This window comes from Microbacterium sp. NPDC055910, assembly GCF_042271185.1.
GTDB lineage: Bacteria > Actinomycetota > Actinomycetes > Actinomycetales > Microbacteriaceae > Microbacterium.
Window position 1 is genome coordinate 1 of the sequence record NZ_JBHJZS010000041.1, and the last position, 24,473, is coordinate 24,473.

Consider the following 24,473-nt stretch of genomic DNA (forward strand, 5'->3'; position numbering starts at 1 on the left):
CCGCTCACGCGGGTCGCCCTTCTCGTCGGCGAATCAGTCGCAGGTGATCGTGCCACCCGTGCTGAGCTCGTACACGCCGGGTTCCATGCCGTTGCACAGATCCGCGACGGCGTTCAGCGAGAACATGATCACGGCGATCACGATGATGGCCGAGACGACGAGCAGCACGGCGCCGACGATGATCGCGGCGATCGCCCAGCCGTTCTTGTGGCCGGCCTTCTTGCTCTGCACGAGCGCGATGATGCCGAGGATGATCCCGACGATCTGCACGAAGAAGGCCACGGCGAACGCGACGATGCCGAGGGTCTTTCCCGGCACGGTCGGCTGTGCGGGCGGAGCTGCTCCGGGCGGAGGAGCGGGCGCGTACTGCGGTGCGCCTGCCGCCGGCGGCGGCGTGGTTCCGGGCGTGTTCGGATCGGTCATGCGATTCCCCCTGGTTGGATCTGACGTCGTCCAGCGTATCGAGGGCGACACCCCCGGTGTGGGATGCGGGGCGGTCAGGCTTCTTCGGACGCGACGATGTCCTCGGCGCTCTGCACGATCGGGATCGCCGCCGTGACCGCCTCGAGCCCCGACAGACGCGCGGGCGAGAGCTGCTTGGCCACCTCTTCGGCCGACATCAGCTCGGCCTCGACGACGAGGTCGGCGACGCTGCGGCCGGTGAGGAGGGCGGTCTTGGCCAGCGCTGCGGCCGCGGAGTAGCCGATGAACGGCGTGAGGGCCGTGATGACGCCCACCGACGACCCCACCATGGCGCCCAGCCGGGCACGGTTGGCCGTGATGCCGTCGACGCAGTTGACGCGCAGGGTCCACATCGCGCGGCGCATCCAGGTGATCGACTGGAAGATCGAGTGCGCCATGACAGGCTCGAAGGCGTTCAGCTGCAGCTGCCCGCCCTCGGCCGCCATCGTGACGGTGAGATCGGCGCCGGCGACCGCGAAGGCGACCTGGTTGACGACCTCGGGGATGACCGGGTTCACCTTGCCGGGCATGATGCTCGAGCCGGCCTGCTGCGCGGGCAGGTTGATCTCGCCGAGGCCGGCCTGCGGCCCTGACGACAGCAGACGCAGATCGTTGCAGATCTTCGAGAGCTTGATCGCGTTGCGCTTGAGCGAGGACGAGAACGACATGAAGGCGCCCGTGTCGCTCGTCGATTCGACGAGGTCGGTCGCGAGTTCGATGTCGAGTCCGCTGATCTCGCGCAGGTGCCGCAGGACCGTGTTGCTGTACTCGGGGTGAGTCGTGATCCCCGTGCCGATCGCGGTGGCGCCGAGATTGATCTCGTGGAGCAGCTTCGCGTTCTCCGTGAGGCGACTGTGGTCTTCGGTGAGCGTCGTGGCGAACCCGTTGAACTCCTGCCCGAGCGTCATCGGAACGGCGTCCTGCAGCTGCGTGCGCCCGACCTTGAGGATGTCGTGGAACTCGTCGGCCTTGTTCAGGAACGCGTTGCGCAGCAGGTCGAGCTCGTCGAGCAGCGTCTTGAGGTCGAGGCTCAAGCCGATCTTGATCGCCGTCGGGTACACGTCGTTGGTCGATTGGCTGCGGTTGGTGTGGTCGATCGGCGACAGGAACGCGTAGTCGCCCTTCTCGCGCCCGGCGAGTTCGAGCGCGATGTTGGTGATGACCTCGTTCGCGTTCATGTTCGTCGACGTGCCCGCGCCACCCTGGATGACGCCCACGACGAACTGATCGTGGTGCTGGCCGTCGATGACGAGCTGCGCCGCGCGGTCGATGAGGTCGGCTCGCTCGTGATCGAGCACGCCGATCTCGCGGTTCGCGCGCGCTGAGGCCTGCTTGACCATCGCGAGCGCGACGACGAGGTCGCGATACACCGAGATGGGACGCTTCGAGATCGGGAAGTTCGCCAACGCACGGGCGGTATGCACGCCCCAGTACGCATCGGCGGGGATCTCGAGCGATCCCAGCGAATCGGTTTCGGTACGGGTGAGCGGCGTCGCGTCGGCAGTCATTCGGGCGTCCTTGTAGGTCACGACTCTGTGGGAGGGGATGCCCCCGAGCCTACCCGCGCGCCGGTGTCCGCGAACCGTCCCGGGCGGCGGGTCGCTCGCCTCGACTGTACGAGGCGGCTACGGCGCGCGCTTGCGGGAGAACGCTTCGAGCCGTTCGGCCGGCGACAGCGCCGCCATGCGGTCGAGCCACTCCTGCGAGAAGCCGTCGGACGTCGGGGAGTCCAGCACGGGGACGACCGAATGCGTGATCGTCTCGTCGTACACGTGCACGAGGTGGAAGGACTGCCCCGCATCGGTGCCGTTGACCTCGGCGGCGGGCCGGGTGAGGTTCATCGTGTAGCACGTCGCGGCCGCGACGCTCACGGGAATGCCGGCGAACGTGCCGCTCGTCGAGTAGTGCAGGTGGCCGCCGAGGACGGCCCGCACGTCGGTGCCCGCGATGACCTCGGCGAAGCGGTGCTGTTCACGCAGTTCGAGGATGTCGAACAGCCGCACGTGCGATGGCAGCGGCGGATGATGCAGAGCCAGGATGGTGCCCAAGGGTGCCGGTTCGGCGAGCACATCGCGCAGCCAGGCGAGCTGCGCATCGTCGAGCTCGCCGTGATGCCAGCCGGGCACGGTCGTGTCGAGGGCGACGAGGCGCAGCCCCCCGAGGTCCCACGCCCCCGTCACGGCGTCTTCGGTCGGGGCGAGGCCGAGCAGCGCTTCGCGCAGCGCGGGGCGCTCGTCGTGGTTGCCGGCGACCCACACGATCGGGGCGCCCAGACGCTCGGCGACGGGCTCGACCGCAGTGCGCAGCGCGCGGTAGGCCTCGGGCTCGCCGAGGTCGGTCAGGTCGCCCGTGAAGACGATCGCGTCGGGCCGCAGTCGCATCCGCTCGACCGCTTCGAGCGTGCGCACGAGGTTCGCCTCGGTGTCGATCCGGCCCGCGAGCGGCGCGTTGCCGGCGAGCAGGTGCGTGTCGCTCAGGTGCAGGATCGTCCGCCGGGCGGGCGGGTACTGGCCGAACTGCACGGGCGCCGAGTCCCCGGTGGCAGCGTCCTCGGGCGACGCGAGCGGGGCGCCTGGAGGTGGGGTCGTGACCATGAGGTCAGCCTACGGCGACCCTGCGACGCTCAGTGGTTGAAGACGATGAGCAGGATGCCGCCGAGCACGGCCAGCGAGCAGAGTCCGAAGCATCCGTAGGCGCCCACGAGCGCGAGGCGCTTCTGCCCCTCGGTCAGTGGGCTCTTTCGGGCGGCCTTCGCGGCGGCCTTCTCGGCCCGGCGTGCCTCCTTCTCGGTGATCACCGTGATCGCGTCGGTGAACTCGGCCGGCGCGACGACCGGCGCCCTGCCGGCGCGCACGAGCAGGCGCAGCCCGACGGCGTACGAGGTGACGACGAGCACTCCGGCGATGAGGCTCGCGGCGAAGACCTCGAGGAAGGCGATCCAGTCGATCGTGATCACCGGTTCTGCTCCTTCTTCGCCGCCGCGCGCTTGGCCTTGCGTTCTGCGTGCTCGACGGCGGCGACGCGGCGGGCCTCTTCGCGCGCGACCGCCCGCTGCCGGCGGGTGGGGGGCGGGTTGCGCTTGACCTTGACGGCCCGGCCGGACTCGGCCACATCGCTCATCGCGTTGGCGGAGTCGACGACGTTCCGTCGCGAGCGCCAGAACAGTCCGAGGATGATGACGAGCGCGATCACGGCGTCGATCAGGACGCCCCACGTGCCCAGCCACACCACGACGAGAGCCGCCAGCGCGCCGACCGCTCCCGAGGCGGGGAGGGTCAGCAGCCAGCCGATCATGATGCGGCCGACCGTGCGCCAGCGCACCTTGGATCCGCGCCTGCCGAGCCCCGAGCCGATGACCGAGCCCGAGGCGACCTGCGTCGTCGACAGCGCGAAGCCGAGGGCGCTCGAGGCGAGGATCGTCGCCGCCGTCGACGTCTCGGCCGCGAAGCCCTGCGCGGGCTTGACGTCGGTGAGGCCCTTGCCCAGCGTGCGGATGATGCGCCAGCCGCCCATGTAAGTACCGAGCGCGATCGTGACGGCGCACGCGACGATGACCCACAGCTGCGGGTCGGGGTTCGCGGTGGACTGCCAGCCGACCGTGATGAGCGCCAGGGTGATGACGCCCATCGTCTTCTGGGCGTCATTGGTGCCGTGGGCGAGCGCCACGAGCGAGGACGTGAAGATCTGCCCCCACCGGAAGCCGTCGCGTCCGTCGGGCTTGGTGTCGTAACGGCGCGTGATGGCATACGCGAGCTTCGTCACGGTGTAGGCGATGATGCCGGCCGTCAGCGGTGCGATGAGGGCGGGCAGGATCACCTTGCTCATGACGACGCCGAAGTCGATCGCCATGGCGCTCGCGCCGACGAGCGTGGCTCCGATGAGTCCGCCGAACAGGGCATGCGATGACGACGAGGGAAGCCCGAGCAGCCACGTCAGCATGTTCCAGGTGATGGCGCCGATCAGTCCCGCGAAGATGATCGAGGGAAACACGGTCGCCGAGATCTCGTCTTCGCGGATCATTCCGCCCGAGATGGTCCGCGCGACCTCGGTCGACAGGAACGCGCCGACGAGGTTCAGGATGGCGGCGAGCAGCACGGCGGTGCGGGGCTTGAGCGCGCCCGTCGCGATGGGCGTGGCCATCGCGTTCGCGGTGTCGTGGAACCCGTTGGTGAAGTCGAAGAAGAGTGCCAGTGCGATGACCAGCACGATGATGAGGGCTGCGGCTTCCACGTTCGCTTTCGTATGAGGATGTGATGCCGAAGATATCGACGTGACGAACGAACAGTTCACCCAGAATTCAGGAACCGGCAACCGGCCAGAAAGAATCCTGACACCGGGTCCGCCCGCGGTCAACTCGACTCGTCGCGGCGGCGGCTAACGTTGTGCCGTGACCGCTCACGAATCCGCCCTGCCTGCCCCCGTCGCGTCGCCGCGTGTCTCGGTGCGCTCGCACCACGCAGACGCTGTGGAAGACCGCTACGAATGGCTCCGCGACAAGGACGATGCCGATGTCATCGCGCATCTCGAAGCCGAGAACGCCTACACCGATGCACGCACGGCGCATCTCGCCGATCTGCGTGAGCGGATCTTCGACGAGATCAAGGGCCGCACGCTCGAGACCGATCTGTCGGTGCCGGTGCGGCGCGGGCAGTGGTGGTACTACGGACGCACCGTGGAGGGCGAGCAGTACGGCATCCAATGCCGCGCTCCCCTCGCCTCGCCCGACGACTGGACGCCGCCGTCGCTCTCTCCCGACACCGATGTGCCCGGCGAGCAGGTGGTGCTCGATGGGAACGCCGAGGCCGAGGGCCACGAGTTCTTCTCGCTCGGCAGCTTCGAGGTCACGTCCGACGGCACGCGCCTGCTGTACGGCATCGATCACGCCGGAGACGAGCGCTACACGATCCGCGTCCGCGACCTCGTGACGGGCGAGCAGCTGCCCGATGAGATCCCCGACACGTTCGCCGGCGCGACGTTCTCACCCGACGGCCGCTTCATCGTCTACACGACGGTCGACGACGCCTGGCGGCCCGACACGGTGTGGCTGCACGAGCTCGGCACGCCCGTCTCCTCCGACCAGAAGCTGTTCCACGAGCCCGACGAGCGGTATTGGGTCGGAGCGGGCTTCACCCGCAGCGACCGCTACCTCGTGATCGGGCTCGGGTCCTCGATCACGTCCGAGGAGTGGCTCCTCGACGCCGACGACCTCCGCGGCGAGCCCCGCGTCGTGTGGCCGCGCACCGAGGGCATCGAGTACGACTCCGACCACGCGGTGATCGACGGCGAGGATGTGCTGTTCATCCTGCACAACGACGAAGCCCTCGATTTCGAACTCGTCCGCGTCGCGGCATCCGACCCGGGCGGCGAGCGCACGGTCATCGTGCCGCATCGCGCGGGTGAGCGCCTGCTCGGCCTGTCGACCTTCCGCGACTGGGGCGTGCTCGGGTACCGCCGCGGCGGACTCGCGCGGCTCGGCCTGCTCGACTACGCCACGGGCGACGTCGACGAGATCGCGTTCAACGAGCCGCTGTACGCCGCGGGAGCGTCGGGCAACCCGGAATGGGCGCCCCCGATGCTGCGCATCGCCTTCGCGTCGTTCGTGACGCCCGGCACTGTCTACGACTACGACCTCGCCTCGAAGCGGATGCACCTGCGCAAGCGGCAGCCGGTCCTGGGCGGCTACGACCCCGCCGACTACGCGCAGGCGCGCGTGTGGGCGACGGCGCAGGACGGTGCCCGGATCCCCGTCTCGCTCGTGTGGAAGCGCTCGTTCGGCGAAGCCGGTGCCGCGCCGCGCCCCGTGCACCTCTACGGGTACGGCTCGTACGAGCACTCGATCGAGCCGGGGTTCTCGGTCGCACGTCTGTCCGAGCTCGACCGCGGTGTCATGTTCGCCGTCGCACACGTGCGCGGCGGCGGCGAGATGGGACGCCAGTGGTACGAAGACGGCAAGCTGCTGAACAAGCGCAACACGTTCACCGACTTCGTCGCCTGCGCCCGCCACCTGATCGACGAGGGGTACACGACACCGGCGCAGCTGATCGGTGAAGGCGGCTCGGCGGGCGGGCTGCTGATGGGCGCCGTCGCCAACCTCGCCCCCGAGCTGTTCGCCGGCATCCTCGCCGACGTGCCTTTCGTCGACGCGCTCACGACGATCCTCGACCCGTCGCTGCCCCTCACCGTCATCGAGTGGGACGAGTGGGGCGACCCGCTGCACGACCCCGGCGTGTACGCGTACATGAAGACGTACTCGCCGTACGAGAACGTGCGGGAGGGGGTCGCCTACCCCCGCATCCTCGCCGTCACGTCGCTCAACGACACGCGTGTGATGTACGTCGAGCCGACGAAGTGGGTCGCCCGCCTGCGCGAGGTGGGAGCCGACGCGCTCCTCAAGTGCGAGATGGTCGCCGGTCACGGCGGCGTGAGCGGTCGCTACAACGCCTGGCGCGAGCGCGCGTTCGAGCTCGCGTGGATGCTCGACGTGGTCGGCGTGGCCGACTGACCGGCCCCGGGTGGCGGCCCGCGCGGGCGGGCGGGCGGGCGGCACGCGGGCGTCGGCGCCGGGCGGGCGATCCGGCCCCGCGCGGGCGCGGCGTCGCGCGGGCGGATCCGGCCCCGCGCGGGAGCCCGTGAGGGCGTCGGGACCGCGCGGGCGGGCTCGGCGTCGCGCGGGCGCGCAATCCGGCCCCGGATCGCCGAACCGTACCGTTTCCGTCGAACCCGACTACGACGACGTCCCGTTCGACGAAACAGGTCGGGTTCGTTTCGGCGGCAGCGAGCGCGGGTTGGCGGCGAGCGTCGCGAGCATCGAAGAGTGCCGCGGACGAACGGGCGCGAGGCCTGCAGCGCGCAGCTTGGCGTCCAGCGGTTCGACTCGGAGCGTATCCGCCCAATCCCAGCGGCCGAAGCCGTTGACCCGGGGTCGCAGGCGGTCCTCACGCTTCTTCTCGCGGACGAAGTGCGCCCTCATCGCCGCGCGATTCGAGGCGTCGTACTTGCCATACCCGTCCGACTCGCCGATGACCCGCGCCGTTCGGAAGAAGAAGTCCACGCGGTCTGTACCGTCGTCGTGTTCGAACTCGACCTGCAGTTCGGGCCGTTCGTACCCGAGCCACTCGATCACCGCACGGCTGACGGACTCACCCGACGATTCCGCTTCAGCTGTCGCGCGCTCTTGGACCCAGTCGAGTTGACGGATGCCGCGGCGATTCGCCTGCGCTCGACCGGCGGCGCTGAAGTCGATCGCCGCATCCGTGCCGCCGTGTCGCAGCGCGGCATCGGCGACGGCGAGCGCAAACGCGGGCGGAAGCACCCGCACCAGGTCGACGGCGGTGTCCGTGAGCGCGGTCGCGCACACGCCTTCGACGACGTCGATTCGGCGGCCGTCGCGAGCTCCGTGGACGATGACATCACCACGGCGACGGGTGGTGGCATCCGGACTCAGCAGGTGGATGTGACGGGCTTCTCCGAAGGTCGGAAGCCCATGAAGGGCCGCGGCAGACTCGAGGCAGAACACCGGCTCGTTCCACGTGATGGCGACAGCGTGTACGCGCAGCAGGTACCGATCCCACGGTTGCAGCGCTCGCCACACCGCTGCGTCCACGTAGACACCCGGGCGCACGCGGTGGTGATCCCTTCGACGCACGAGAGCCGGGTGCTCGCGCGCGAGCACAAGTGTGGCGGGCGGAGTAAGCAGCATCCCTCCACTATCGCCGCGCGGGATCGCGATCTGCTTCCCCGTCCGCCATCTGTGGCCGCTCTGCTCTCGCGCACACCTGTGGAGGAACACACGCGGTGACATCGAACCGCACCGACCCCGTCGAACCGTACGTCGACGAAGTCCGGTTCGACGGAATGGGTCGGGTTCGTGGCATACCCGGAAACGGGCGACGGATGCCGCGGCTCGCGCGACGCGCAGGGCCGCGCAGGCGAGGCCCCGAGCCATGGTGCTAGATACCCGAACCGTACCGATCTCGTCGAACCGCACGTCGACGAAGTCCGGTTCGACGGAATGGGTCGGGTTCGGCGCCAGATGCCCGACGCCCGACGCCCGACGCCCGACGCCCGACGCCCGACGCCCACCCGGCGCCCAAGCCCGACGCCCGCCCGTCCCGCCCCCGCAAGGTCAGCCGAAGAGGGCGGCGGCCTCTTCGTAGCGGTACAGCGGCACGGTGTTGAGCTCGCCGAGGGCCTCGGCGAAGGGTACGCGCACGATGTCGGTGCCGCGCAGCGCCACCATCTGCCCCCACGCCTCGTCGACGAGGGCGTCGGCGGTGTGCAGCCCGAGCCGCGTCGCGAGCACGCGGTCGAAGCCCGACGGCGACCCGCCGCGCTGGATGTGGCCGAGCACCGTCGAGCGCGTCTCGATGCCGGTCAGGCGCTCGATCTCGGGCGCCAGGACCTCGCCGATCCCGCCGAGCCGGGGGCGGTTGAAGGCGTCGAGACCCTTGTCGCTGTAGGCCTCGTCCATGCCCTTGAGGGTGAAGCCCTCCGACACGACGACCAACGGCGCGCGACCGCGGTCGTGCGCGCGCATGACCTGCGCCGTGATCTCGTCGATCGACAGCGGCACCTCGGGGATGCAGATGACGTGGGCGCCGGCCGCGACGCCGGCGTGCAGCGCGATCCAGCCGACGTGGCGGCCCATGACCTCGGCGATCATGCAGCGCTGGTGCGAGTCCCCCGTCGTGCGCAGACGGTCCATCGCGTCGGTCGCGATGTTGACGGCGGTGTCGAACCCGAAGGAGTAGTCCGTCGCGCGCAGGTCGTTGTCGATCGTCTTGGGCACGCCCATGACGTTGATGCCGTCCTTCGCGAGCCGGTCGGCGGCGGCGAGCGTGCCCTCGCCTCCGATCGCGACGATGCCGTCGATGCGGTGGCCGTACAGCGTCTTGGCGATGTTCTCGGCGCCGCCGCGCGGCCCCTCGTACGGGTTCGTCCGCGACGTGCCGAGGATCGTGCCGCCGACCTTCGACAGACCCTTGACCTCGTGCCGCGTGAGCGGGAAGAAGTCGGCGTCGACGACGCCGCGCCACCCGTCGCGGATTCCGACGAACTCGAGATCGTAGGTCGTCGTTCCCTTGAGCACGATGCCGCGGATGACGGCGTTGAGCCCGGGGCAGTCGCCGCCGCTGGTCAGGATGCCGATCTTCATGCTGTGGTCCTTGCTGTCGGTACGTGGGTACGGCGACGGTGCCGGTTCGACACTATCGCCGCTCGAGCAGAGGATGCCAGACGTCCGGCGTCGCGCGATCAGGCTCGGTGCCAGTCATCCGCGTCGCGCATCCATTCGACGGACGGACCCGCCACCAGGGTCCGGGCGAACCAGTACGTCGCGTCGGGCGCCCACCCCGCGATGACGCTCCCCCACCCGTCATCGACGTCGAGCAGCCGCGTCGCCGCCTCGAGATACCCGGCCACCGTGAGGTGCACGCCGTCTGCCACGGCGGCGACGAACTCCCAGTCCGGCTGCACCCACCCGCCGTCGCGCCCCGTGACCCGGTGCCAGTCGTGTCGCCGCGACGCGGTCACGATGAGCGGATGCCGCCGGCACAGGTCGATCCACGCGTCCGCGCCGTCGATCTCGAGGACACGAGCGGATGCCGGCAGCACGGGCGACGCGATCGCGGTATCCCAGCCGCCGAAGTCCTCGACGGACCACAACTCCGACGGGCCGATGCGCCCGAGGCTTCGCGTCGAGTGCAGGACCGCTGAGGGCGTGGACCACCACGTGCCGCTGAAGCGCGCGGTCGCGTCGGCCGGCCGCTCGCGCGCAGCATCCACCTCTTCGGCGCGAACAGCGGAGCCCCACGCGGCGAGCGCCGCCGCGGGATCGTCGTTCGTCGCCGACCCGGCGCCCCAGTGCACCGCCCACTGGTCGCTCAGCGCAACGCCCGAGCGCCACCACTGCGCGTGCGGCGAGGCGGCGATCATCTCGGCGACGCGCGTGAGCACCGGACGCAGCTCATCCGTCGCGGCGAGCGCGTCTGCGCCGTTCGGAGCCTGCCAGTACATCGCATGGTCGACGGATGCCCTCAGCGCCAGACGCAGTGAGCGCTCGGTCGGCTCTGGAGCATCGAGTGTCGCGAGGGCGGATGCCGCTTCCTCCGGCGAGACCACGATCTCGGTGGGCTTGGCGTCACCGCCGATCGTGAACAGCGTGCCGGGATCCGGGTCGAGCGCACGCGTCGCCCAGAAGTAGGCCGTCGTCACCGCGTCGTCACCGCCGGACCACGCGCCTTCGAGCAGGTACTCCAGGCACAGCCGCCGCCCACGCGGACCCGCGAGCAGGGCCGAAGGGTCGAGAGCCATGCCCTCGACCCTAGCGACGCGAGGTCACTCCCCGCCGAGCGCCTGACGCAGCAGGTGCATGAGCGCCGACAGCTGCACGGAGTCGCTCGATTGCGGGTCGAGCGCTTCGCCGTCGAGGGCTCGCGCGGCGAGACCCTGCTTCGAGTCGATGAGCTCGGCGATCTTCGTGTCGATCGTGTGCGCCGCGATGATCCGCCACGCCGTGACGGGCTCGTCCTGACCGATGCGGTGCACGCGGTCGATCGCCTGCGTCTGCTCGGCAGCCGTCCACGACAGCTCCGCGAGCACGACGTTCGACGACGCCTGCATGTTGACGCCGACGCCGGCGGCCGTGAGCGAGCAGACCGCGATGCCGACCGAGGGGTCGTTGTTGAAGTCGTCGATCGCCTGCTGGCGCGCCGTCGTCGTCTGATCGCCGCGCAGCGACACCGTCTTGAGTCCCGCCGCGGCGAAGTGCGCCTCGGCGGCATCCATCACATCGATGTGCTTCGCGAAGAAGACGACCTTGCCGACCGAGCGCTGCAGCTGCGCGGCGTAGTCCGCCGCGAGCACGGCCTTGGCCTGGCCGATCCGCCGCACCATCGTGAAGACGTTCTCCGACCCCGTGCCGGCGGCTTTGGACTCTTCGAGCTCGTTGTGGGCGACCAGACGCACGATGTCGTCGTCGACCTCGCCGGGTGCGAGGCCCCGGTCGCCGCGAGCCTCGATGATGCGGCGGTACTTCGCCGCGAGGCGCTCGCCGAGCTCGCGCTCGGCTTCGCGGATCGACCGGCCGAAGTCGTCGTCGAGCTCGACCGGAAGGTCGGCGACGAGCTTGTCGGGAAGGTCGGCTGCGACGTCCTTCTTGCGGCGGCGCACGATCCCCATCGAGATGACGGCCTCGCGCGCTTCGGGATAGAACGCCTTGTCGGCCGGGGTGAGTCCCGTGTCGTCGAGCTTCTCCATCAGCAGAGGGCCCGGCTTCTCACCGTTGGTCCACCCCAGGAAACGCCAGATCGCGTCGAAGTCCTCGACGTCGTTGATGAGCGGCGTTCCGGTGAGGGCCATGAGCAGCGGGTCGCGCACCTGCTCGCGGATGCGCGTCGCGAGGGCGAGCACGTTCTGCGAGCGCTGCGACGACAGGTTCTTGATGAAGTGCGCCTCGTCGACGACCATGCCCTGCAGCCCGATCGACGAGAGCCACGACAGGTGCCGGTCGAGGATCTCGTAGTTGACGATGAAGACGTCGGCGAACGCGTCGATGTCCTCGCCGTCGCCCGAGATGACGGTCGCCCGGCGCTGCGGCGTCCACCGCTCGACCTCGCGGGCCCAGTTCATCTTGACGACGTTCGGCACGACGACCAGCAGCGGGTAGGCGCCGGCGACGGATGCTGCGAGCACCGACTCCGCCGTCTTGCCCAGGCCCGGCTCGTCGGCGAGCAGGAAGGTGCGGTGCCCGTCGCGCACGGATTCGAGGAAGCGCGACTGGTGCACCATGACCTCGAGCCCCTTGGGCGAGATCCGGTCGAACTCGGGCACGGGCGGGAGGGGCATCGTGGCCGATCCGCCACCGGCGCCGGTCTCGAAGGCCTTGTACAGGGGGCCCATGAGCTCCCATCCGTCGAGTCGGCGGCGCGGCGTCTCTTTGGGCGCGCGCAGCGTGAGGTCCGGCTCGAGGAAGGGGCTGGCTTCGCGGCGGGCCTCGACGCGCGGCGGGATCACCTGCCGCTCGGCGAGAGCGGCCGGGACCACGGGGGCCGCGACGGGTGCGGCATCCGTGATGATGAGCTCGTCGGGTGCGAGCTCGGCACCCGACTCGAGCAGCCAGTCGCGGCGCATGCGCTTGGCGACCGGCGACGTCGCCTGGTCGACCTCGAGCAGCTGGATGAGCGATGTGTCGCGCGCCGCCGTCTTGGCGAGGATCGTCGCGACGCCGTCGAGCCGCTTGAGCAGTTCGGAGCGCGGGCTGTCGCCGAGCGACGTGTCGGCCTTCACTCGCGCGCGCTCTTCGCGCACGAGGAACGCGATGACCTGGAACTTCACACGGTTGGTCGGGCCGAGCTTGCCGCGCTGCGACTTCGCCTCGACCTCGCGCACCTTGCGAGCGAGGATCGGGATGATGGGCGCTTCGTCATCGCGCCGAGATGACGAGGCGGGCTTGCGTCGCCGCTGCGACGACTTGCCGGTGGTCGATGCCGTGGTCGGCATGCTCCTCCTGAGGATCTGCGCCGGATACTCCGGCGGAACCGGTCGAGACCGGCGAGGCTTGTGCTTCCGCGGGCGGCTGGGCTGCCGTCACTGACACGGACGGGATCTCGCCACCTCCGGCCGCGGGCACTCGCTTCTGCGAGCTGCGACATCGGGGGCGGGCTCCCCGGCGACCATCCTAGCGCGTCGAGACGCTCAGTCCCACAGCGACCGGACGATGTCTTCCGTGTACCCCTCGGGCGAGACATTGATCCAGCGCGTCGAGATCCACCCGTCGCCGCCGATGTAGTGCGTCTCGCCGAGCCTGACGATCTCGTCGTCCTGCGTGATCATCTCCTGCTCGATCCGGTGGATCGTGCCCTCGCCGAGATCCTCGGCCGCGAACCCCTCCCGCTCGAACGCCTGGAAGAGGGCATCGCGCTGCTCGGCGGTCACGATCGTCACGTTCGTCGCGATCCCGCGCTCGGACGGCGGGCCCCACGTGCAGCGCAGCGTCTCGGCGGCGGCGGACAGGATCTCGATCGCCTCGACGTTCTGGGTCGACAGCATCGTGATGCCGGGGTCGTTGAGCGGTGGGACCTCGGCCTCGAGGGTCGCGAGCATCTCGGGCGAGTAGATCGCCTCGCATGCCGACGGCAGCACGAGGTCGCCGATGGGATCGCCCGTGACGGACGGCGTGGCCGAGGGAGTCGTCGTCGCGGTGGGCGAGGTCGACGGCGACGGCGACCCGGACGAGGTCGGACCGGGCTCGGGCTGGCACCCGGTCGTCAGGATCGCGAGGGCGATCGCCGAGACGACGGCCGAGACGCGCACGAGGGGACGGCGACGCGATGACATGGGAACCTCCCGAGGCGGATGCGACGCCCCGACCCTACCGCTCGCCGGCGACCGCCTGCTGCCACTCGGACAGCGTGCCGGGATCGTCGGTCACGATCCCGTCGACGCCCAGGGCTGTGACGGCGTCCCAGTGCGTGTCGGAGTTGAGCGTGTAGACCACGACCCGCAAGCCCTCGGCGTGCGCTTCGTCGACGATGCCGGGCTGTTCGAGCACGGCGCTGCGGCTCACGACGATGCCGCGCGCTCCCGCCTCGGCCGCCGCGCGCACGACGTCGGGGGGAAGCTGGCGCAGGATGAGCAGCCGCGGAGCCAGATCGGAGGCGTCCGCCGCGAGCGCAAGGGTGCGGGCGTCGAAGCTGGACAGCGCGACGCGGCGCTCGATGTCGCGCGCTTCGAGTTCGTCGACGAGACGGGCGAGGGATGCCGCATCCCACTCCCCCTTCAGCTCGAGCAGCGCCCGTTGCGGCGTCTCGGCGAGCACATCGAGGAACTCCGCGACGGTCGGCACACGGGTGCCGGCGTAGTCCGGGTGGAACCAGGCCCCCGCGTCGAGCTCGCGGATCTGCGCGAGCGTCAGCGCCTCGACCCGCCCCTGCCCGTCGGTCGTGCGATCCACCGTCGCGTCGTGCATCAGCACGGCGTGGCCGTCGAGCGTCAGTGCGACATCGACCTCGACGTAGTCGAACCCGGCGGCGAGCGCCGCCGAGATCGCCGGCAGCGTGTTCTCGGGCGCCGTCGCACCACCACCGCGGTGGCTCGCGATGAACGCCGCATCCCCCGGCGCGCGCGGATCTCCGAGCAGCTCGGTCGTGCCGACCCGCGCGGGAGTCGCCCCCACGAGCGCGATGAGCACGCTCACGATCGACAGCACGCAGACGACGACGAGCGCTCGCATCCGATCGCCCTGACGGGCGGATGCGGATCGGTCGGGCATCGGGCGGGTCCTCCTGCTTCGCGGCATCGTCTTCGACGCCGTGCGACCACCCTAGCCCCAGTCGTTACCTTTTCGTTATGTCTTTTCTCGCGAACTGCGGATCGTGTCCCAGAGCGCGTCGGCGACGGCGCGCTTGGACCCTTTCGCGCTCGCGGCGATCCGGCCCGCGGCATCCAAGATCACGACATCGTTTCCCTCGGCCTCGAAGCCCTTCTTCCAGCCGACCTCGTTGACGACGAGCAGGTCGGTGCCCTTGCGCGCGGCCTTGCGGCGCCCGCGGTCGAGCAGCGAGTCCCCGTCACCGGGCGTCTCCGCCGCGAACCCGACGATCGTCTGCCGCTCGCGGCGACCACGCGCGAGCGCCGCGAGGATGTCGTCGTTCTCGACGAGATGCAGGGTCATGCCGCCGTCGGCGTCCTCCTTCGCGAGCTTGCGGTCCGCCACGTCGGCGACCCGGTAGTCGGACACCGCCGCTGCCATGACGACGACGTCGGCACTCGCGGCCGCCGGCCCCATGGCGTCCTGCAACTCGGCCGCCGTGCCCACGCGCACGATCCGCACGCGGGGATGAGCGGATGCTGCCGCCAGCACGCCGTCATCGACGTGAGCCGCGACGAGCTCCACCTCGGCACCGCGGTCGGCGGCGGCGAGGGCGACGGCGACCCCCTGTCGACCGCTCGACCGATTGCCGATGAAGCGCACGGGGTCGATCGGCTCGCGTGTGCCCCCCGTGCTCACGGCGACCCGCAGCCCCGCGAGATCGCGCGCATCGGAACCGACCGCGGCGAGCGCCGCCGCGACGATGGCCTCGGGATCCGACATCCGGCCGGGACCGGTGTCGCCGCCCGTGAGCGCCCCGTCATCCGGCCCGACGATCGTGACCCCGCGCGCCTGGAGGGTCTGGATATTGGCGACGGTCGCGGGGTGCCGCCACATCTCGGTGTGCATGGCGGGCGCCACGACGACCGGTGCCACCGTGGCGAGTAGGGTTGTTCCGAGGAGATCGTCCGCGAGTCCCGTGGCCATCTTCGCGAGGCTGTTCGCCGTCGCAGGCGCCACGATGACGAGGTCGGCCGACTGGCCGAGCGAGACGTGACGCACGCGGGCGACATCGTCGTGGACGGAGGTCGTCACGGGATTGCGGCTGATCGACTCCCAGGTCGGCAACCCGACGAACCGCACGGCATCGGCCGTCGGCACGACGTGCACGTCGTGCCCCTCCAGAACCAGGAGGCGCACGAGATGCACCGTCTTGTAGGCGGCGATCCCGCCGGTGACTCCGACCACGACGAACATCATCCGATCTTGGCACGACCGCGCCCGACGAGACAGGAGACCGCATGTGCACCGTCGTCATCCGTGTACCCGATGCACCGGGTGAGGCGATCCGTCTGCTCGCGATCCGCGACGAAGACCCCGCGCGTCCCTGGAATCCACTCGGGCGCTGGTGGCCCGAGCAGCACGAGGGCGTCGTCGGCGTCCGTGACGTCCGGGCGGGCGGGGCATGGCTCGCAGCCGACGCCGACACGCGGCGGCTCGCCGTGCTGCTCAACCGCGCCGACGTCTCGGCGCGACCCGAGTCCGAGCTGGAGTCGCGCGGCGGCATCGTGCTGGATTCGGTCGCGGGCCGCTCCCCCGCCAGGTCCCCCGCGACGCACGGGTTCAACCTCGTCGAGGTCGGACCGGGGAGTGCGCGGGTGTCATCGTGGGACGGCGATCGCCTGCGCACGCAACGGCTCGCTCCCGGCACGCACATGATCGCGCACGGCGACGTCGACGATGCCACGACACCGCGCATCGCGCATTGGCTCGACCACTTCCGCGCGGCCGAACCGGGCGCGGACGCCGCGTGGTGGCATCCGTGGCTCTCGGTCCTGGAGCGCTCGACCGAGCTTCCGAGCACCGACGACCGCGCGATCATCCGCGACAACCGCCCGTACGGCTATCCGACGCTGTCGCTGCTCGCGTGCGTCGCGCAGGTCTCACCGGCAGGTCTTGACGTGCACTACGGCGAACTCGCCGTTCCCGGCGCCTGGGGCGGCCTCACCCTCTCGTAGCCGCTCCCTCTACCCTCTTGGGCGCCGAACTACCCCCCTTGGTCGCCGAACCGTACCGTTCCCGTCGAACCGTACGTCGAGGCGGTGCGGTACGACGCGATCGGTACGGTTCGACGGATGCTGCCGGTCCGTCTACCCCCTGGGCGCCGAATTACCCCCCTTGTTGGCCGAACCGTACCGTTCCCGTCGAACCGTACGTCGAGGCGGTGCGGTTCGACGGGATCGATATGGTTCGACGGATGCTGCCGGTCCGTCTACCCCCGTGGTCGCCGAATTACCCCCCTTGTTGGCCGAACCGTACCGTTCCCGTCGAACCGTACGTCGAGGCGGTGCGGTTCGACGTGATCAGTACGGTTCGACGAATGCAGCCGCTCCGGACACCGACGCACGGCGCAATCGATACGGTTCGACGGATGCCGCCGCTCCGGACACCGACGCACGGCGCGATCGGTACGGTTCGACGGATGCCGCCGCTCCGGCGGACGCGTCAGATGAGGGACTTGGTGTGCCAGACGGTCTTCGTCTCGGTGAAGGCGGCGATGCGCGCGAGCGCGGGAGCCGCGGCATCCGGACCGTTCTCGGGAGGGAGCACGCGCGTCAGCGTCTCGGCGGCGGCGATCTGCAGATCGATCCAGTCGAGATCGCCCGCACCCACGAGGTCGAGGGCGTTGACGTCGGGGTGCGACGCGAGCCACGGCGCGATCTCGGCGGGCGAGCCCGTGAGCACGTTGACGACTCCTCCTGGCACGTCCGACGTCGCGAGCACCTCGGCCAGCGAGATCGCCGAGAGCGGGAAACGCTCGGATGCCACGACGACGACCGCGTTGCCCGTCACGAGTGCGGGCGCAATGGCCGACACGAGTCCGACGAGCGCGGTGTCCTGCGGAGCGACGACGCCGACGACGCCCGTCGGCTCGGGCACCGAGATGTTGAAGTACGGACCGGCGACGGGATTGCCGTTGCCGGCGACCTGGGCGAACTTGTCGCACCAGCCCGCGTACCAGACCCAGCGGTCGATCGCCTCGTCGACCTCGGCGCCGGCGGCCGACGACGACACCCCGGTCTGCGCGATGATCTCGTCGATGAACTGCGCGCGGCGTCCCTCGAGGATCTCGGCGACACGGTAGAGCACCTGTCCGCGGTTGTAGGCGGTCGCCCCCGACCAGCCCTTCACGGCTCCGCGGGCGGCGACGACGGCGTCTCGCGCGTCCTTGCGGGATCCGAGCGCGGCATTCGCGAGGAAGTCGCCCTTCTTCGAGAGCACCTCATAGGTGCGCCCGGACTCGCTGCGCGGGAACTTTCCGCCGATGTAGAGCTTGTACGTCTTCGGCACAGTCAGCCGCTTGCTCACGCTGTGCCTCCCTTCAGGTAGGCGAGGAGGCCGTGCCGGCCGCCCTCACGGCCGTAGCCGGACTCCTTGTATCCGCCGAACGGCGACGACGGGTCGAAGCGGTTGAACGTGTTCGCCCACACGACGCCGGCGCGAAGGCGATCGGCGACCGCGAGGATGCGGGACCCCTTGTCGGTCCAGATGCCGGCGGACAGCCCGTACGGCGTGTTGTTGGCCTTGTCGATCGCCTCGGCGGGCGTGCGGAAGGTCAGCACCGACAGCACCGGTCCGAAGATCTCGTCGCGCGCGATGCGGTGCGACGCCTGCACGTTCGTGAAGATCGTCGGGGCGAACCAGAAGCCGTTGTCGGGGATGACGCACGGCGCGCTCCAGCGTTCGGCGCCCTCTTCTTCGCCGATGCTGCTGAGCTCGCGGATGCGCTCGAGCTGCTCGCGCGAGTTGATCGCGCCGATGTCGGTGTTCTTGTCGAGCGGATCGCCCAGACGCAGCGTCGACAGTCGCTCCTTGAGCCGATCGACGACCTCGTCGTGCACCGATTCCTGCACGAGCAGACGGCTGCCCGCGCAGCAGACGTGCCCCTGGTTGAAGAAGATGCCGTTGACGATGCCCTCGATCGCCTGATCGACGGGCGCGTCTTCGAAGACGATGTTCGCCGCCTTGCCGCCGAGCTCGAGCGTGAGCTTCTTGTCGGTTCCGGCGACCGCCTTGGCGATCTCACGGCCGACGGCGGTCGAGCCGGTGAAGGCGACCTTGTTCACGTCGGGATGCCGCACGAGTGCCGCGCCCGTCGCTCCCGCGCCCGTCACGATGTTGACGACACCGGGCGGCAGGTCGGCCTGCTGCAGGATCTCGGCGAAGATGAGCGCCGACAGCGGAGTGGTCTCGGCGGGCTTGATCACGACGGTGTTGCCGGCCGCGAGCGCCGGGGCGATCTTCCACGCGAGCATGAGCAGCGGGAAGTTCCACGGGATGACCTGCGCCGCGACGCCGAGCGGTCTCGGGTTCGCGCCCAGCCCCGCATGGTCGAGCTTGTCGGCCCAGCCCGCGTAGTAGAAGAACCATGCCGCCACCAGCGGCACGTCGACGTCGCGGCTCTCCTTGATGGGCTTGCCGTTGTCGAGGCTCTCGGCGACGGCGAGCTCCCGTGCGCGCTCCTGCACGAGCCGGGCGATGCGGAAGAGGTACTTGCCGCGGTCGCGGCCGCTCATGCGGGACCAGGTCTTGTCGTAGGCACGGCGTGCGGCTGCGACGGCGGTGTCGACATCGGCCTCGGTCGCCGCCGCGATCGTGGTGATGTGCGATTCGTCGGCGGGTGAGATCGTCGCGAACGACTCCCCCGATCCGTCGCGGAACTCGCCGTCGATGAAGAGCCCGTAGGCGTCTCGCAGGTTGAGCACCGCGCGCGACTCCGGCGCGGGTGCGTACTCGAGGAATGTCATTTCTCTCCCGGGTGCTGCTCGTCGGCAGGCTCGGGGACCGCCCGTGCGGTGCCCATCAGTCGATCGTCACGTAGTCGGCACCGGAGTAGTGTCCGGTCGTCAGCTTCTGGCGCTGCAGCAGCACATCGTTGAGCAGGCTCGATGCGCCGTAGCGGAAGAGGTGGGGCTGCAGCCACTCCTCGCCCACGGTCTCAGCGACCGTCACGAGGTACTTGATCGCGTCTTTCGACGTTCGGATGCCGCCTGCCGGCTTCACGCCGATCTTCTCGCCCGTCGCGCGATACCAGTCGCGCACGACCTCGAGCATGAGAAGAGTCGTCGGCAGGGTCGCGGCGGGCTGCACCTTGCCCGTCGACGTCTTGATGAAGTCACCGCCCGCGAGGATGGCAAGCCACGACGCGCGCTTGATGTTGTCGTAGGTGTTGAGCTCACCCGTCTCGAGGATGACCTTGAGCGACGCGAACGTGCCGTCTTCGCGACGGCACGCCTGCTTGACCTGCGCGATCTGGTCGAAGACGAGGCCGTAGCGCCCCGCGAGGAACGCACCGCGGTCGATGACCATGTCGATCTCGTCGGCGCCGTGCGCGACCGCCTCTGCGGTGTCGGCGAGCTTGATCGCCAGCGACGCGCGGCCGCTCGGGAACGCCGTGGCGACGGCCGCGACGCTCACTCCGCCGTCGTCGGGGTCGCCGTGCGCGGAGCCGAGGGCCGAGACGGCGTCCGGCACCATGTCGCCATAGACGCACACGGCCGCGACGCGCGGGCAGGTCGGGTCCGCGGCATCCGGGTTCAGGGCTTTCGCGACGAGGGAGCGCACCTTGCCGGGGGTGTCGGCGCCCTCGAGCGTCGTCAGATCGATGAGCGAGATGATCTTGTCGAGGGCCCACGCCTTCGACGACGTCTTGATGGACCGCGTGCCCAGCGCCGCCGCGCGCTGTTCGAGCCCCACGGCGTCGACACCCGGAAGCCCGTGCAGGTAGCGTCGCAGCGTCGTGTCGTCGGGCTCGCCGCCGAGCAGTTCGACGGCGCGCTCGGGGAGCGTCTGCAGGTCGGATCGGCTCATGGTTCTCCCTGTGGCGTGCGGTGCGACGGACCGGCCCGTTCGCAAGCGTCGAGCCTACCCGCCGTGGACGGACGAGAACGCTGTCTGGCCTCGATCGTAGAGCCGCCTCGAGCGCAGGTCTATGCGCGCGGAGCAGCCAGCAGCTCGTCGACGAGAGCGTCCGGGGAGATACCGCGTCGCGCGGCTTCCGCGTCGAGGCGCTCGACGGCCTGCCGCGACAGCGAGCCGGCGGTCGGCCGTTCCCGCAGCAGCAGCGAGATGACCGGCACGACGATCGCGCCCAGCGCCGCGAGGATCGCGAAGATCCCCAGCACTCGTGCGTACGCGTCGTCGTCGATCGTCTCGCCCCACCAGATGAGGTAGACGGTCAAGCCGAGCACGACGGCGAAGAAGCCGAGGGTGATGATGAGACCCCATCGCACAGCCGGCTGCCGGCGATCTGCGAGCAGAAGGAGCAGCGAGGCCAATGCGAACGCCGCGGTCATGGCGATGCCCGTCCCGGCCACACGCCACAGGTTGTCGGACACCTCCCACGACGCCGGTTCGTACCAGAGCAGGAGCACCACGAGCGCGGCGGCGATGACCGACACCGCCGCACCGATCAGGCCGAAGGCCTGCAGGCGGCGCCCCGCGAGGGCGACGCAGCAGAGGACCGCGACGCTGAAGGCTCCGATGACCGCCGTCGTGCCGAGCACGCGTGCGCCCATCTCATCGAGCGAGCCGCCGAGGAGGACCGCGATGCCGCCGACGGCGGCCGCGCCGAACGAGACGACGATGATGCCGACGATGATCTTGCGCGCGAGGGAGACTGTGCCGCGGTTCGTGCGCTCGTCATCGGTCATGTCAGTGTTCGCCTCACCCGTTCGACGTCATCGGTCATCTGATCGATGAGGGCGTCGATGCCCTCGAACGCGACCATACCGCGCACGCGGTCGGTGAACTGCACCTCGACGCGGTGACCGTACAGATCGAGGTCGGTCTCGTCGAGCACGTGGGCTTCGACCTGCCGCACGGGCACATCGTCGAATGTCGGGTTCGTGCCGACGCTGATGGCCGCAGGATGGCGGACACCCGGGCGCAGGCCGTCGGCGGAGGTCTCATCGACGAGCCACCCCGCATAGACGCCGTCGGCGGGCACGAAGCCCTCGAGGTCGGGGGCGAGGTTCGCCGTCGGAAAGCCCATCTCGCGACCGCGCTTGAGCCCATGCACGACCTCTCCCCACACCGCGTGCGGCCGGCCGAGCAGCTTCGCCGCCGTCGCGACCTCGCCCTCGGCGAGGAGCTCGCGCACCCACGTCGACGACACGCGCCGGTCGCTCTCGACGGCGCGCACGTCGTCGACGACCTGCATCTCGAAGCCGAACTCGCGGCCCAGCTCGCACAGCACCTCGACCGTGCCGGCTCCGCCGCGGCCGAAGCGGAAGTCGCCGCCCACGAGAACCACCCGCGCGCCGAGCGCATCGACGAGCACCTGCTCGACGAAATCGCGCGGGGTGAGGTCGGCCAGAGCGCGGTCGAACGTCAGCATGAGGGTCGCGTCGACCCCGGTCCGCTCGATCAGCTGCAGCTTCTGGTTGACGCCGACGAGCGTCGGGGGGCAGATGTCCGGCCGCAGCAGAGCGAGGGGGTTGCGGTCGAACGTCACCGCGACGACGCGCGCGCCGCTGGCGGCAGCATCCACTCTGGCCCGATCGATGACGGCGCGATGACCCGCGTGCATGCCGTCGAACTTGCCGATCGCGACGATCGACGGGCCGAACCCGGCGGGCACCTCGGCTGGGGAGCGGAAGATCATCATGGCGCGGCCACGACCCGGTCGGCGGCCGTCTGACGTGTGCGGTGGGTGATGAGCCACCACAGTCCGAGGAAGGGCAGAACGAGCGGCACGAAGACGTAGCCGAGTCCGAACCACGACCACACGGTCGGGTGTCCGAAGATCTCGGGGACGACGAGCGACAGCGTGCCCACGACGAGCACGCCGAGCAACTCGAACACGATCGCAGCCCAGGCGATGCGATACCACGTGCGCGATCGTGAGAACACGAGCGCGAGCGTCGCGAGGATGTAGACGACGGCCGCCAGCGCGGACAGCGAATACGCGAGCGGTGCCTCGTCGAATTCGCGGACGATCTGGACGAAGGAGCGACCGGTGGCGGCGAGCGCCATGACCGCGTAGACGATCACGAGCACGCGGCCGATGCCGGTCATGCGGGGGCGAGCAGGCGACGACATGACTTGTCAATCCTAGGGCGGATGCCGCACCCTCGCGGCGCGCGCGGTTTCACGCGACCTGAACCGTCCAGATGACCTGCATGCGCCACACCATGACGGCGACCGACAGGGCCGCGACGCCCATGATGACGGTGCTCCAGCGGCTGCGCTCGAGGAGGGCCCAGAAAGCTGCGGCCGGCGGCAGGATGACGGCCGAGACGAGGTACACCCACAGTTCGAGAAGGCTCCCCGTCGGGGGGTTGCCCGCCAGCGGCGAGACGATCGCGCTGACGACCTGCGCGATGAGCAGCAGTTCGATCAGCGCCAGCGCGCCGACCGTCAGGTCGCTCGGACGCCGCCCGGCGAGCCCCAGAACGACGCACAGCAGCCCCGCCACGACGGCGACCGCCACCTGAGCGATCGAGAACCACAGGATCATCCGGCTGCCTCCTCGGGCATGTTCATGGTGCTCTTGACGTCGGCCCCGCGCTTTTCGACGATTCCGACGAGGCCGCCGTCGGGCGCGACGGCGGCCGTAGGCGATGCGGGCAGACGGGATGCGGCATCCGCGAGTCGCTTGCCGTGACGCAGGTCGCGCGCCTCGTCCTCGGTCACGTCGAGGCGACCCAGGACGGCGACCGCCGCGGCGGCGGGGGTCAGCGCGTCGGCTTCGGCGAGATCGTCGATGAGCGCCGCCTGCGCGAGGGGGAACGGCCCGATGCGGGTGCGCCGCAGCGCGGTGAGGTGCCCGCCGACGCCGAGAGCCGCACCGAGGTCACGCGCGAGGGCGCGGATGTACGTGCCGCTCGAGCAGTCCACGACGACATCGAGGTCGATCGCCCCCTGGGGCGACCCTGGCCCGGTCCCTGAGCCCGTCGCGTCCCCGGTCCCTGAGCCGGCGTCCCCGGTCCCTGAGCCGGCGTCCCCGGTCCCGGAGCCGGCAGCCCCGGTCCCTGAGCCGGCTTCCCCGGTCCCTGAGCTCGTCGAAGGGCGGCGCACCTCGTGCACGTCGAACCGGGACACGGTGACCTCGCGCGACTTCAGCTGCACCGCTTCACCGGAGCGAGCGAGGTCGTACGCCCGCCGGCCGTCGACCTTGATCGCCGAGTACGTGCTCGGCACCTGCGAGATCAGTCCCGTGAGGCCGGCGACGGCGCCCGCGATGGCGGTGTCGTCGAGGCCCGCGGCATCCGTCGTCGCCATGATCTCGCCCTCGGCATCGTCGGTGTCCGTCGAGACCCCGAGCCGGATCGTCGCCTCGTAGGTCTTGTCGAGGCCGACGATGTAGGTGAGCAGGCGCGTGGCGCCCTCGACGCCGAGCACGAGGAGCCCCGTCGCCATCGGGTCGAGCGTGCCGGCGTGCCCGACCTTGCGCGTGCCGAAGGCGCGGCGGGCGCGCGCGACGACGTCGTGGCTCGTGATCCCCTGCGGCTTGTCGACGAGGACGATGCGGGGCGCGGGCATACCCTCCAGCTTACGACGCCCTCCGGGGCCGACAGACGTGACCGCGAGACCGCAACGGCGCGCCGAGACCGTGGGTATCACCCGCAGTCTCGGCGCGCCGTTGCAGTCTCGCGGGGAGGGGGTGGGGGTGGGTCGAGGCGTAGGCTGGCGGGCGTGC

The 24,473-nt window shown here is 70.2% G+C and carries 22 protein-coding genes; 2 read left to right on the forward strand and 20 right to left on the reverse strand.

Annotated elements, in window-relative coordinates:
* Positions 1 to 33 precede the first annotated feature (33 nt).
* From ACFC3F_RS13625 to ACFC3F_RS13645, 5 genes are all read right to left on the reverse strand, one after another.
* Positions 34 to 423 (reverse strand): DUF4190 domain-containing protein, encoded by a 390-nt coding sequence (locus ACFC3F_RS13625; RefSeq protein WP_376130727.1) that lies wholly within the window; start codon positions 421 to 423, stop codon positions 34 to 36.
* 74 nt (positions 424 to 497) lie between these two features.
* On the reverse strand, positions 498 to 1,970 hold the full coding sequence (locus ACFC3F_RS13630; RefSeq protein ID WP_376130730.1) for an aspartate ammonia-lyase: 1,473 nt from the start codon (positions 1,968 to 1,970) through the stop codon (positions 498 to 500).
* A 117-nt stretch (positions 1,971 to 2,087) separates the two neighbouring features.
* A complete protein-coding gene (locus ACFC3F_RS13635; RefSeq protein WP_376130733.1) occupies positions 2,088 to 3,056 on the reverse strand; it encodes a phosphodiesterase in 969 nt (322 codons plus the stop codon).
* A 29-nt stretch (positions 3,057 to 3,085) separates the two neighbouring features.
* The gene (locus ACFC3F_RS13640; RefSeq protein ID WP_376130736.1) at positions 3,086 to 3,418 is read right to left on the reverse strand and encodes a peptidase; all 333 of its coding nucleotides are present in this window, start codon (positions 3,416 to 3,418) and stop codon (positions 3,086 to 3,088) included.
* Positions 3,415 to 4,692, reverse strand: coding sequence for an anion permease (locus tag ACFC3F_RS13645; RefSeq protein ID WP_376130739.1), 1,278 nt, complete (start codon positions 4,690 to 4,692; stop codon positions 3,415 to 3,417). Before ACFC3F_RS13645 ends, ACFC3F_RS13640 begins: the two co-directional genes overlap by 4 nt.
* Before the next feature lie 157 nt (positions 4,693 to 4,849).
* On the opposite strand from ACFC3F_RS13645, the gene ACFC3F_RS13650 reads away from it, so the two are divergent.
* Entirely contained in the window at positions 4,850 to 6,964 is a 2,115-nt protein-coding gene (locus tag ACFC3F_RS13650) for a S9 family peptidase (protein WP_376130742.1), read from the forward strand.
* A 222-nt stretch (positions 6,965 to 7,186) separates the two neighbouring features.
* Here the strand turns inward: ACFC3F_RS13650 and ACFC3F_RS13655 are convergent, their stop codons facing one another.
* From ACFC3F_RS13655 to coaBC, 7 genes are all read right to left on the reverse strand, one after another.
* Positions 7,187 to 8,161, reverse strand: a complete 975-nt coding sequence (locus ACFC3F_RS13655; RefSeq protein ID WP_376130745.1) for a hypothetical protein — start codon at positions 8,159 to 8,161, stop codon at positions 7,187 to 7,189.
* 426 nt (positions 8,162 to 8,587) lie between these two features.
* The gene (locus ACFC3F_RS13660; protein ID WP_376130748.1) at positions 8,588 to 9,616 is read right to left on the reverse strand and encodes an ATP-dependent 6-phosphofructokinase; all 1,029 of its coding nucleotides are present in this window, start codon (positions 9,614 to 9,616) and stop codon (positions 8,588 to 8,590) included.
* A gap of 98 nt (positions 9,617 to 9,714) precedes the next feature.
* A complete protein-coding gene (locus ACFC3F_RS13665) occupies positions 9,715 to 10,773 on the reverse strand; it encodes a hypothetical protein (RefSeq protein ID WP_376130751.1) in 1,059 nt (352 codons plus the stop codon).
* 24 nt (positions 10,774 to 10,797) lie between these two features.
* Positions 10,798 to 12,960, reverse strand: a complete 2,163-nt coding sequence (locus ACFC3F_RS13670) for a DEAD/DEAH box helicase (RefSeq protein ID WP_376130754.1) — start codon at positions 12,958 to 12,960, stop codon at positions 10,798 to 10,800.
* A gap of 195 nt (positions 12,961 to 13,155) precedes the next feature.
* A complete protein-coding gene (locus tag ACFC3F_RS13675; protein WP_376130757.1) occupies positions 13,156 to 13,797 on the reverse strand; it encodes a hypothetical protein in 642 nt (213 codons plus the stop codon).
* Between the two features lie 34 nt (positions 13,798 to 13,831).
* The gene (locus ACFC3F_RS13680; protein ID WP_376130760.1) at positions 13,832 to 14,731 is read right to left on the reverse strand and encodes a glycerophosphodiester phosphodiesterase; all 900 of its coding nucleotides are present in this window, start codon (positions 14,729 to 14,731) and stop codon (positions 13,832 to 13,834) included.
* Positions 14,732 to 14,806: 75 nt separating this feature from the next.
* Positions 14,807 to 16,027 (reverse strand): bifunctional phosphopantothenoylcysteine decarboxylase/phosphopantothenate--cysteine ligase CoaBC, encoded by a 1,221-nt coding sequence (gene coaBC / locus ACFC3F_RS13685; RefSeq protein WP_376130763.1) that lies wholly within the window; start codon positions 16,025 to 16,027, stop codon positions 14,807 to 14,809.
* A 44-nt stretch (positions 16,028 to 16,071) separates the two neighbouring features.
* Between coaBC and ACFC3F_RS13690 the strand changes: the two genes are divergently transcribed.
* The gene (locus ACFC3F_RS13690) at positions 16,072 to 16,788 is read left to right on the forward strand and encodes an NRDE family protein (protein WP_376130766.1); all 717 of its coding nucleotides are present in this window, start codon (positions 16,072 to 16,074) and stop codon (positions 16,786 to 16,788) included.
* A gap of 487 nt (positions 16,789 to 17,275) precedes the next feature.
* Here the strand turns inward: ACFC3F_RS13690 and ACFC3F_RS13695 are convergent, their stop codons facing one another.
* The 8 genes from ACFC3F_RS13695 to truB form a co-directional block, all read right to left on the reverse strand.
* Positions 17,276 to 18,139 (reverse strand): aldehyde dehydrogenase family protein, encoded by an 864-nt coding sequence (locus ACFC3F_RS13695; RefSeq protein WP_376130769.1) that lies wholly within the window; start codon positions 18,137 to 18,139, stop codon positions 17,276 to 17,278.
* Entirely contained in the window at positions 18,136 to 19,578 is a 1,443-nt protein-coding gene (locus ACFC3F_RS13700; protein ID WP_376130772.1) for an aldehyde dehydrogenase family protein, read from the reverse strand. The genes ACFC3F_RS13695 and ACFC3F_RS13700 overlap by 4 nt, the downstream gene beginning before the upstream one ends.
* Positions 19,579 to 19,633: 55 nt before the next feature.
* On the reverse strand, positions 19,634 to 20,641 hold the full coding sequence (deoC, locus tag ACFC3F_RS13705; RefSeq protein ID WP_376130775.1) for a deoxyribose-phosphate aldolase: 1,008 nt from the start codon (positions 20,639 to 20,641) through the stop codon (positions 19,634 to 19,636).
* 119 nt (positions 20,642 to 20,760) lie between these two features.
* The gene (locus tag ACFC3F_RS13710) at positions 20,761 to 21,483 is read right to left on the reverse strand and encodes a hypothetical protein (RefSeq protein ID WP_376130777.1); all 723 of its coding nucleotides are present in this window, start codon (positions 21,481 to 21,483) and stop codon (positions 20,761 to 20,763) included.
* Complete coding sequence (locus tag ACFC3F_RS13715) at positions 21,480 to 22,439, reverse strand: bifunctional riboflavin kinase/FAD synthetase (RefSeq protein WP_376130780.1); 960 nt, start codon at positions 22,437 to 22,439, stop codon at positions 21,480 to 21,482. The genes ACFC3F_RS13710 and ACFC3F_RS13715 overlap by 4 nt, the downstream gene beginning before the upstream one ends.
* Positions 22,436 to 22,873, reverse strand: coding sequence for a hypothetical protein (locus ACFC3F_RS13720; RefSeq protein ID WP_376130783.1), 438 nt, complete (start codon positions 22,871 to 22,873; stop codon positions 22,436 to 22,438). Before ACFC3F_RS13720 ends, ACFC3F_RS13715 begins: the two co-directional genes overlap by 4 nt.
* 49 nt (positions 22,874 to 22,922) lie before the next feature.
* Positions 22,923 to 23,291, reverse strand: a complete 369-nt coding sequence (locus ACFC3F_RS13725) for a hypothetical protein (RefSeq protein WP_376130786.1) — start codon at positions 23,289 to 23,291, stop codon at positions 22,923 to 22,925.
* Positions 23,288 to 24,316 (reverse strand): tRNA pseudouridine(55) synthase TruB, encoded by a 1,029-nt coding sequence (gene truB / locus ACFC3F_RS13730; protein ID WP_376130789.1) that lies wholly within the window; start codon positions 24,314 to 24,316, stop codon positions 23,288 to 23,290. The genes ACFC3F_RS13725 and truB overlap by 4 nt, the downstream gene beginning before the upstream one ends.
* Between the last annotated feature and the right edge of the window lie 157 nt (positions 24,317 to 24,473).

Excerpts from the sequence above, each read along its gene's own strand:
- ACFC3F_RS13700 (WP_376130772.1), bottom strand. The coding sequence starts at position 19,578 with ATGACATTCCTCGAGTACGCACCCGCGCCGGAGTCGCGCGCGGTGCTC.
- ACFC3F_RS13630 (WP_376130730.1), bottom strand. The coding sequence starts at position 1,970 with ATGACTGCCGACGCGACGCCGCTCACCCGTACCGAAACCGATTCGCTG.
- ACFC3F_RS13725 (WP_376130786.1), bottom strand. The coding sequence starts at position 23,291 with ATGATCCTGTGGTTCTCGATCGCTCAGGTGGCGGTCGCCGTCGTGGCG.
- ACFC3F_RS13660 (WP_376130748.1), bottom strand. The coding sequence starts at position 9,616 with ATGAAGATCGGCATCCTGACCAGCGGCGGCGACTGCCCCGGGCTCAAC.
- ACFC3F_RS13670 (WP_376130754.1), bottom strand. The coding sequence starts at position 12,960 with ATGCCGACCACGGCATCGACCACCGGCAAGTCGTCGCAGCGGCGACGC.
- ACFC3F_RS13625 (WP_376130727.1), bottom strand. The coding sequence starts at position 423 with ATGACCGATCCGAACACGCCCGGAACCACGCCGCCGCCGGCGGCAGGC.
- coaBC (WP_376130763.1), bottom strand. The coding sequence starts at position 16,027 with ATGTTCGTCGTGGTCGGAGTCACCGGCGGGATCGCCGCCTACAAGACG.
- ACFC3F_RS13690 (WP_376130766.1), top strand. The coding sequence starts at position 16,072 with ATGTGCACCGTCGTCATCCGTGTACCCGATGCACCGGGTGAGGCGATC.
- ACFC3F_RS13710 (WP_376130777.1), bottom strand. The coding sequence starts at position 21,483 with ATGACCGATGACGAGCGCACGAACCGCGGCACAGTCTCCCTCGCGCGC.
- ACFC3F_RS13655 (WP_376130745.1), bottom strand. The coding sequence starts at position 8,161 with ATGCTGCTTACTCCGCCCGCCACACTTGTGCTCGCGCGCGAGCACCCG.
- ACFC3F_RS13715 (WP_376130780.1), bottom strand. The coding sequence starts at position 22,439 with ATGATGATCTTCCGCTCCCCAGCCGAGGTGCCCGCCGGGTTCGGCCCG.
- ACFC3F_RS13635 (WP_376130733.1), bottom strand. The coding sequence starts at position 3,056 with ATGGTCACGACCCCACCTCCAGGCGCCCCGCTCGCGTCGCCCGAGGAC.
- deoC (WP_376130775.1), bottom strand. The coding sequence starts at position 20,641 with ATGAGCCGATCCGACCTGCAGACGCTCCCCGAGCGCGCCGTCGAACTG.
- ACFC3F_RS13665 (WP_376130751.1), bottom strand. The coding sequence starts at position 10,773 with ATGGCTCTCGACCCTTCGGCCCTGCTCGCGGGTCCGCGTGGGCGGCGG.
- truB (WP_376130789.1), bottom strand. The coding sequence starts at position 24,316 with ATGCCCGCGCCCCGCATCGTCCTCGTCGACAAGCCGCAGGGGATCACG.
- ACFC3F_RS13680 (WP_376130760.1), bottom strand. The coding sequence starts at position 14,731 with ATGCCCGACCGATCCGCATCCGCCCGTCAGGGCGATCGGATGCGAGCG.
- ACFC3F_RS13720 (WP_376130783.1), bottom strand. The coding sequence starts at position 22,873 with ATGTCGTCGCCTGCTCGCCCCCGCATGACCGGCATCGGCCGCGTGCTC.
- ACFC3F_RS13675 (WP_376130757.1), bottom strand. The coding sequence starts at position 13,797 with ATGTCATCGCGTCGCCGTCCCCTCGTGCGCGTCTCGGCCGTCGTCTCG.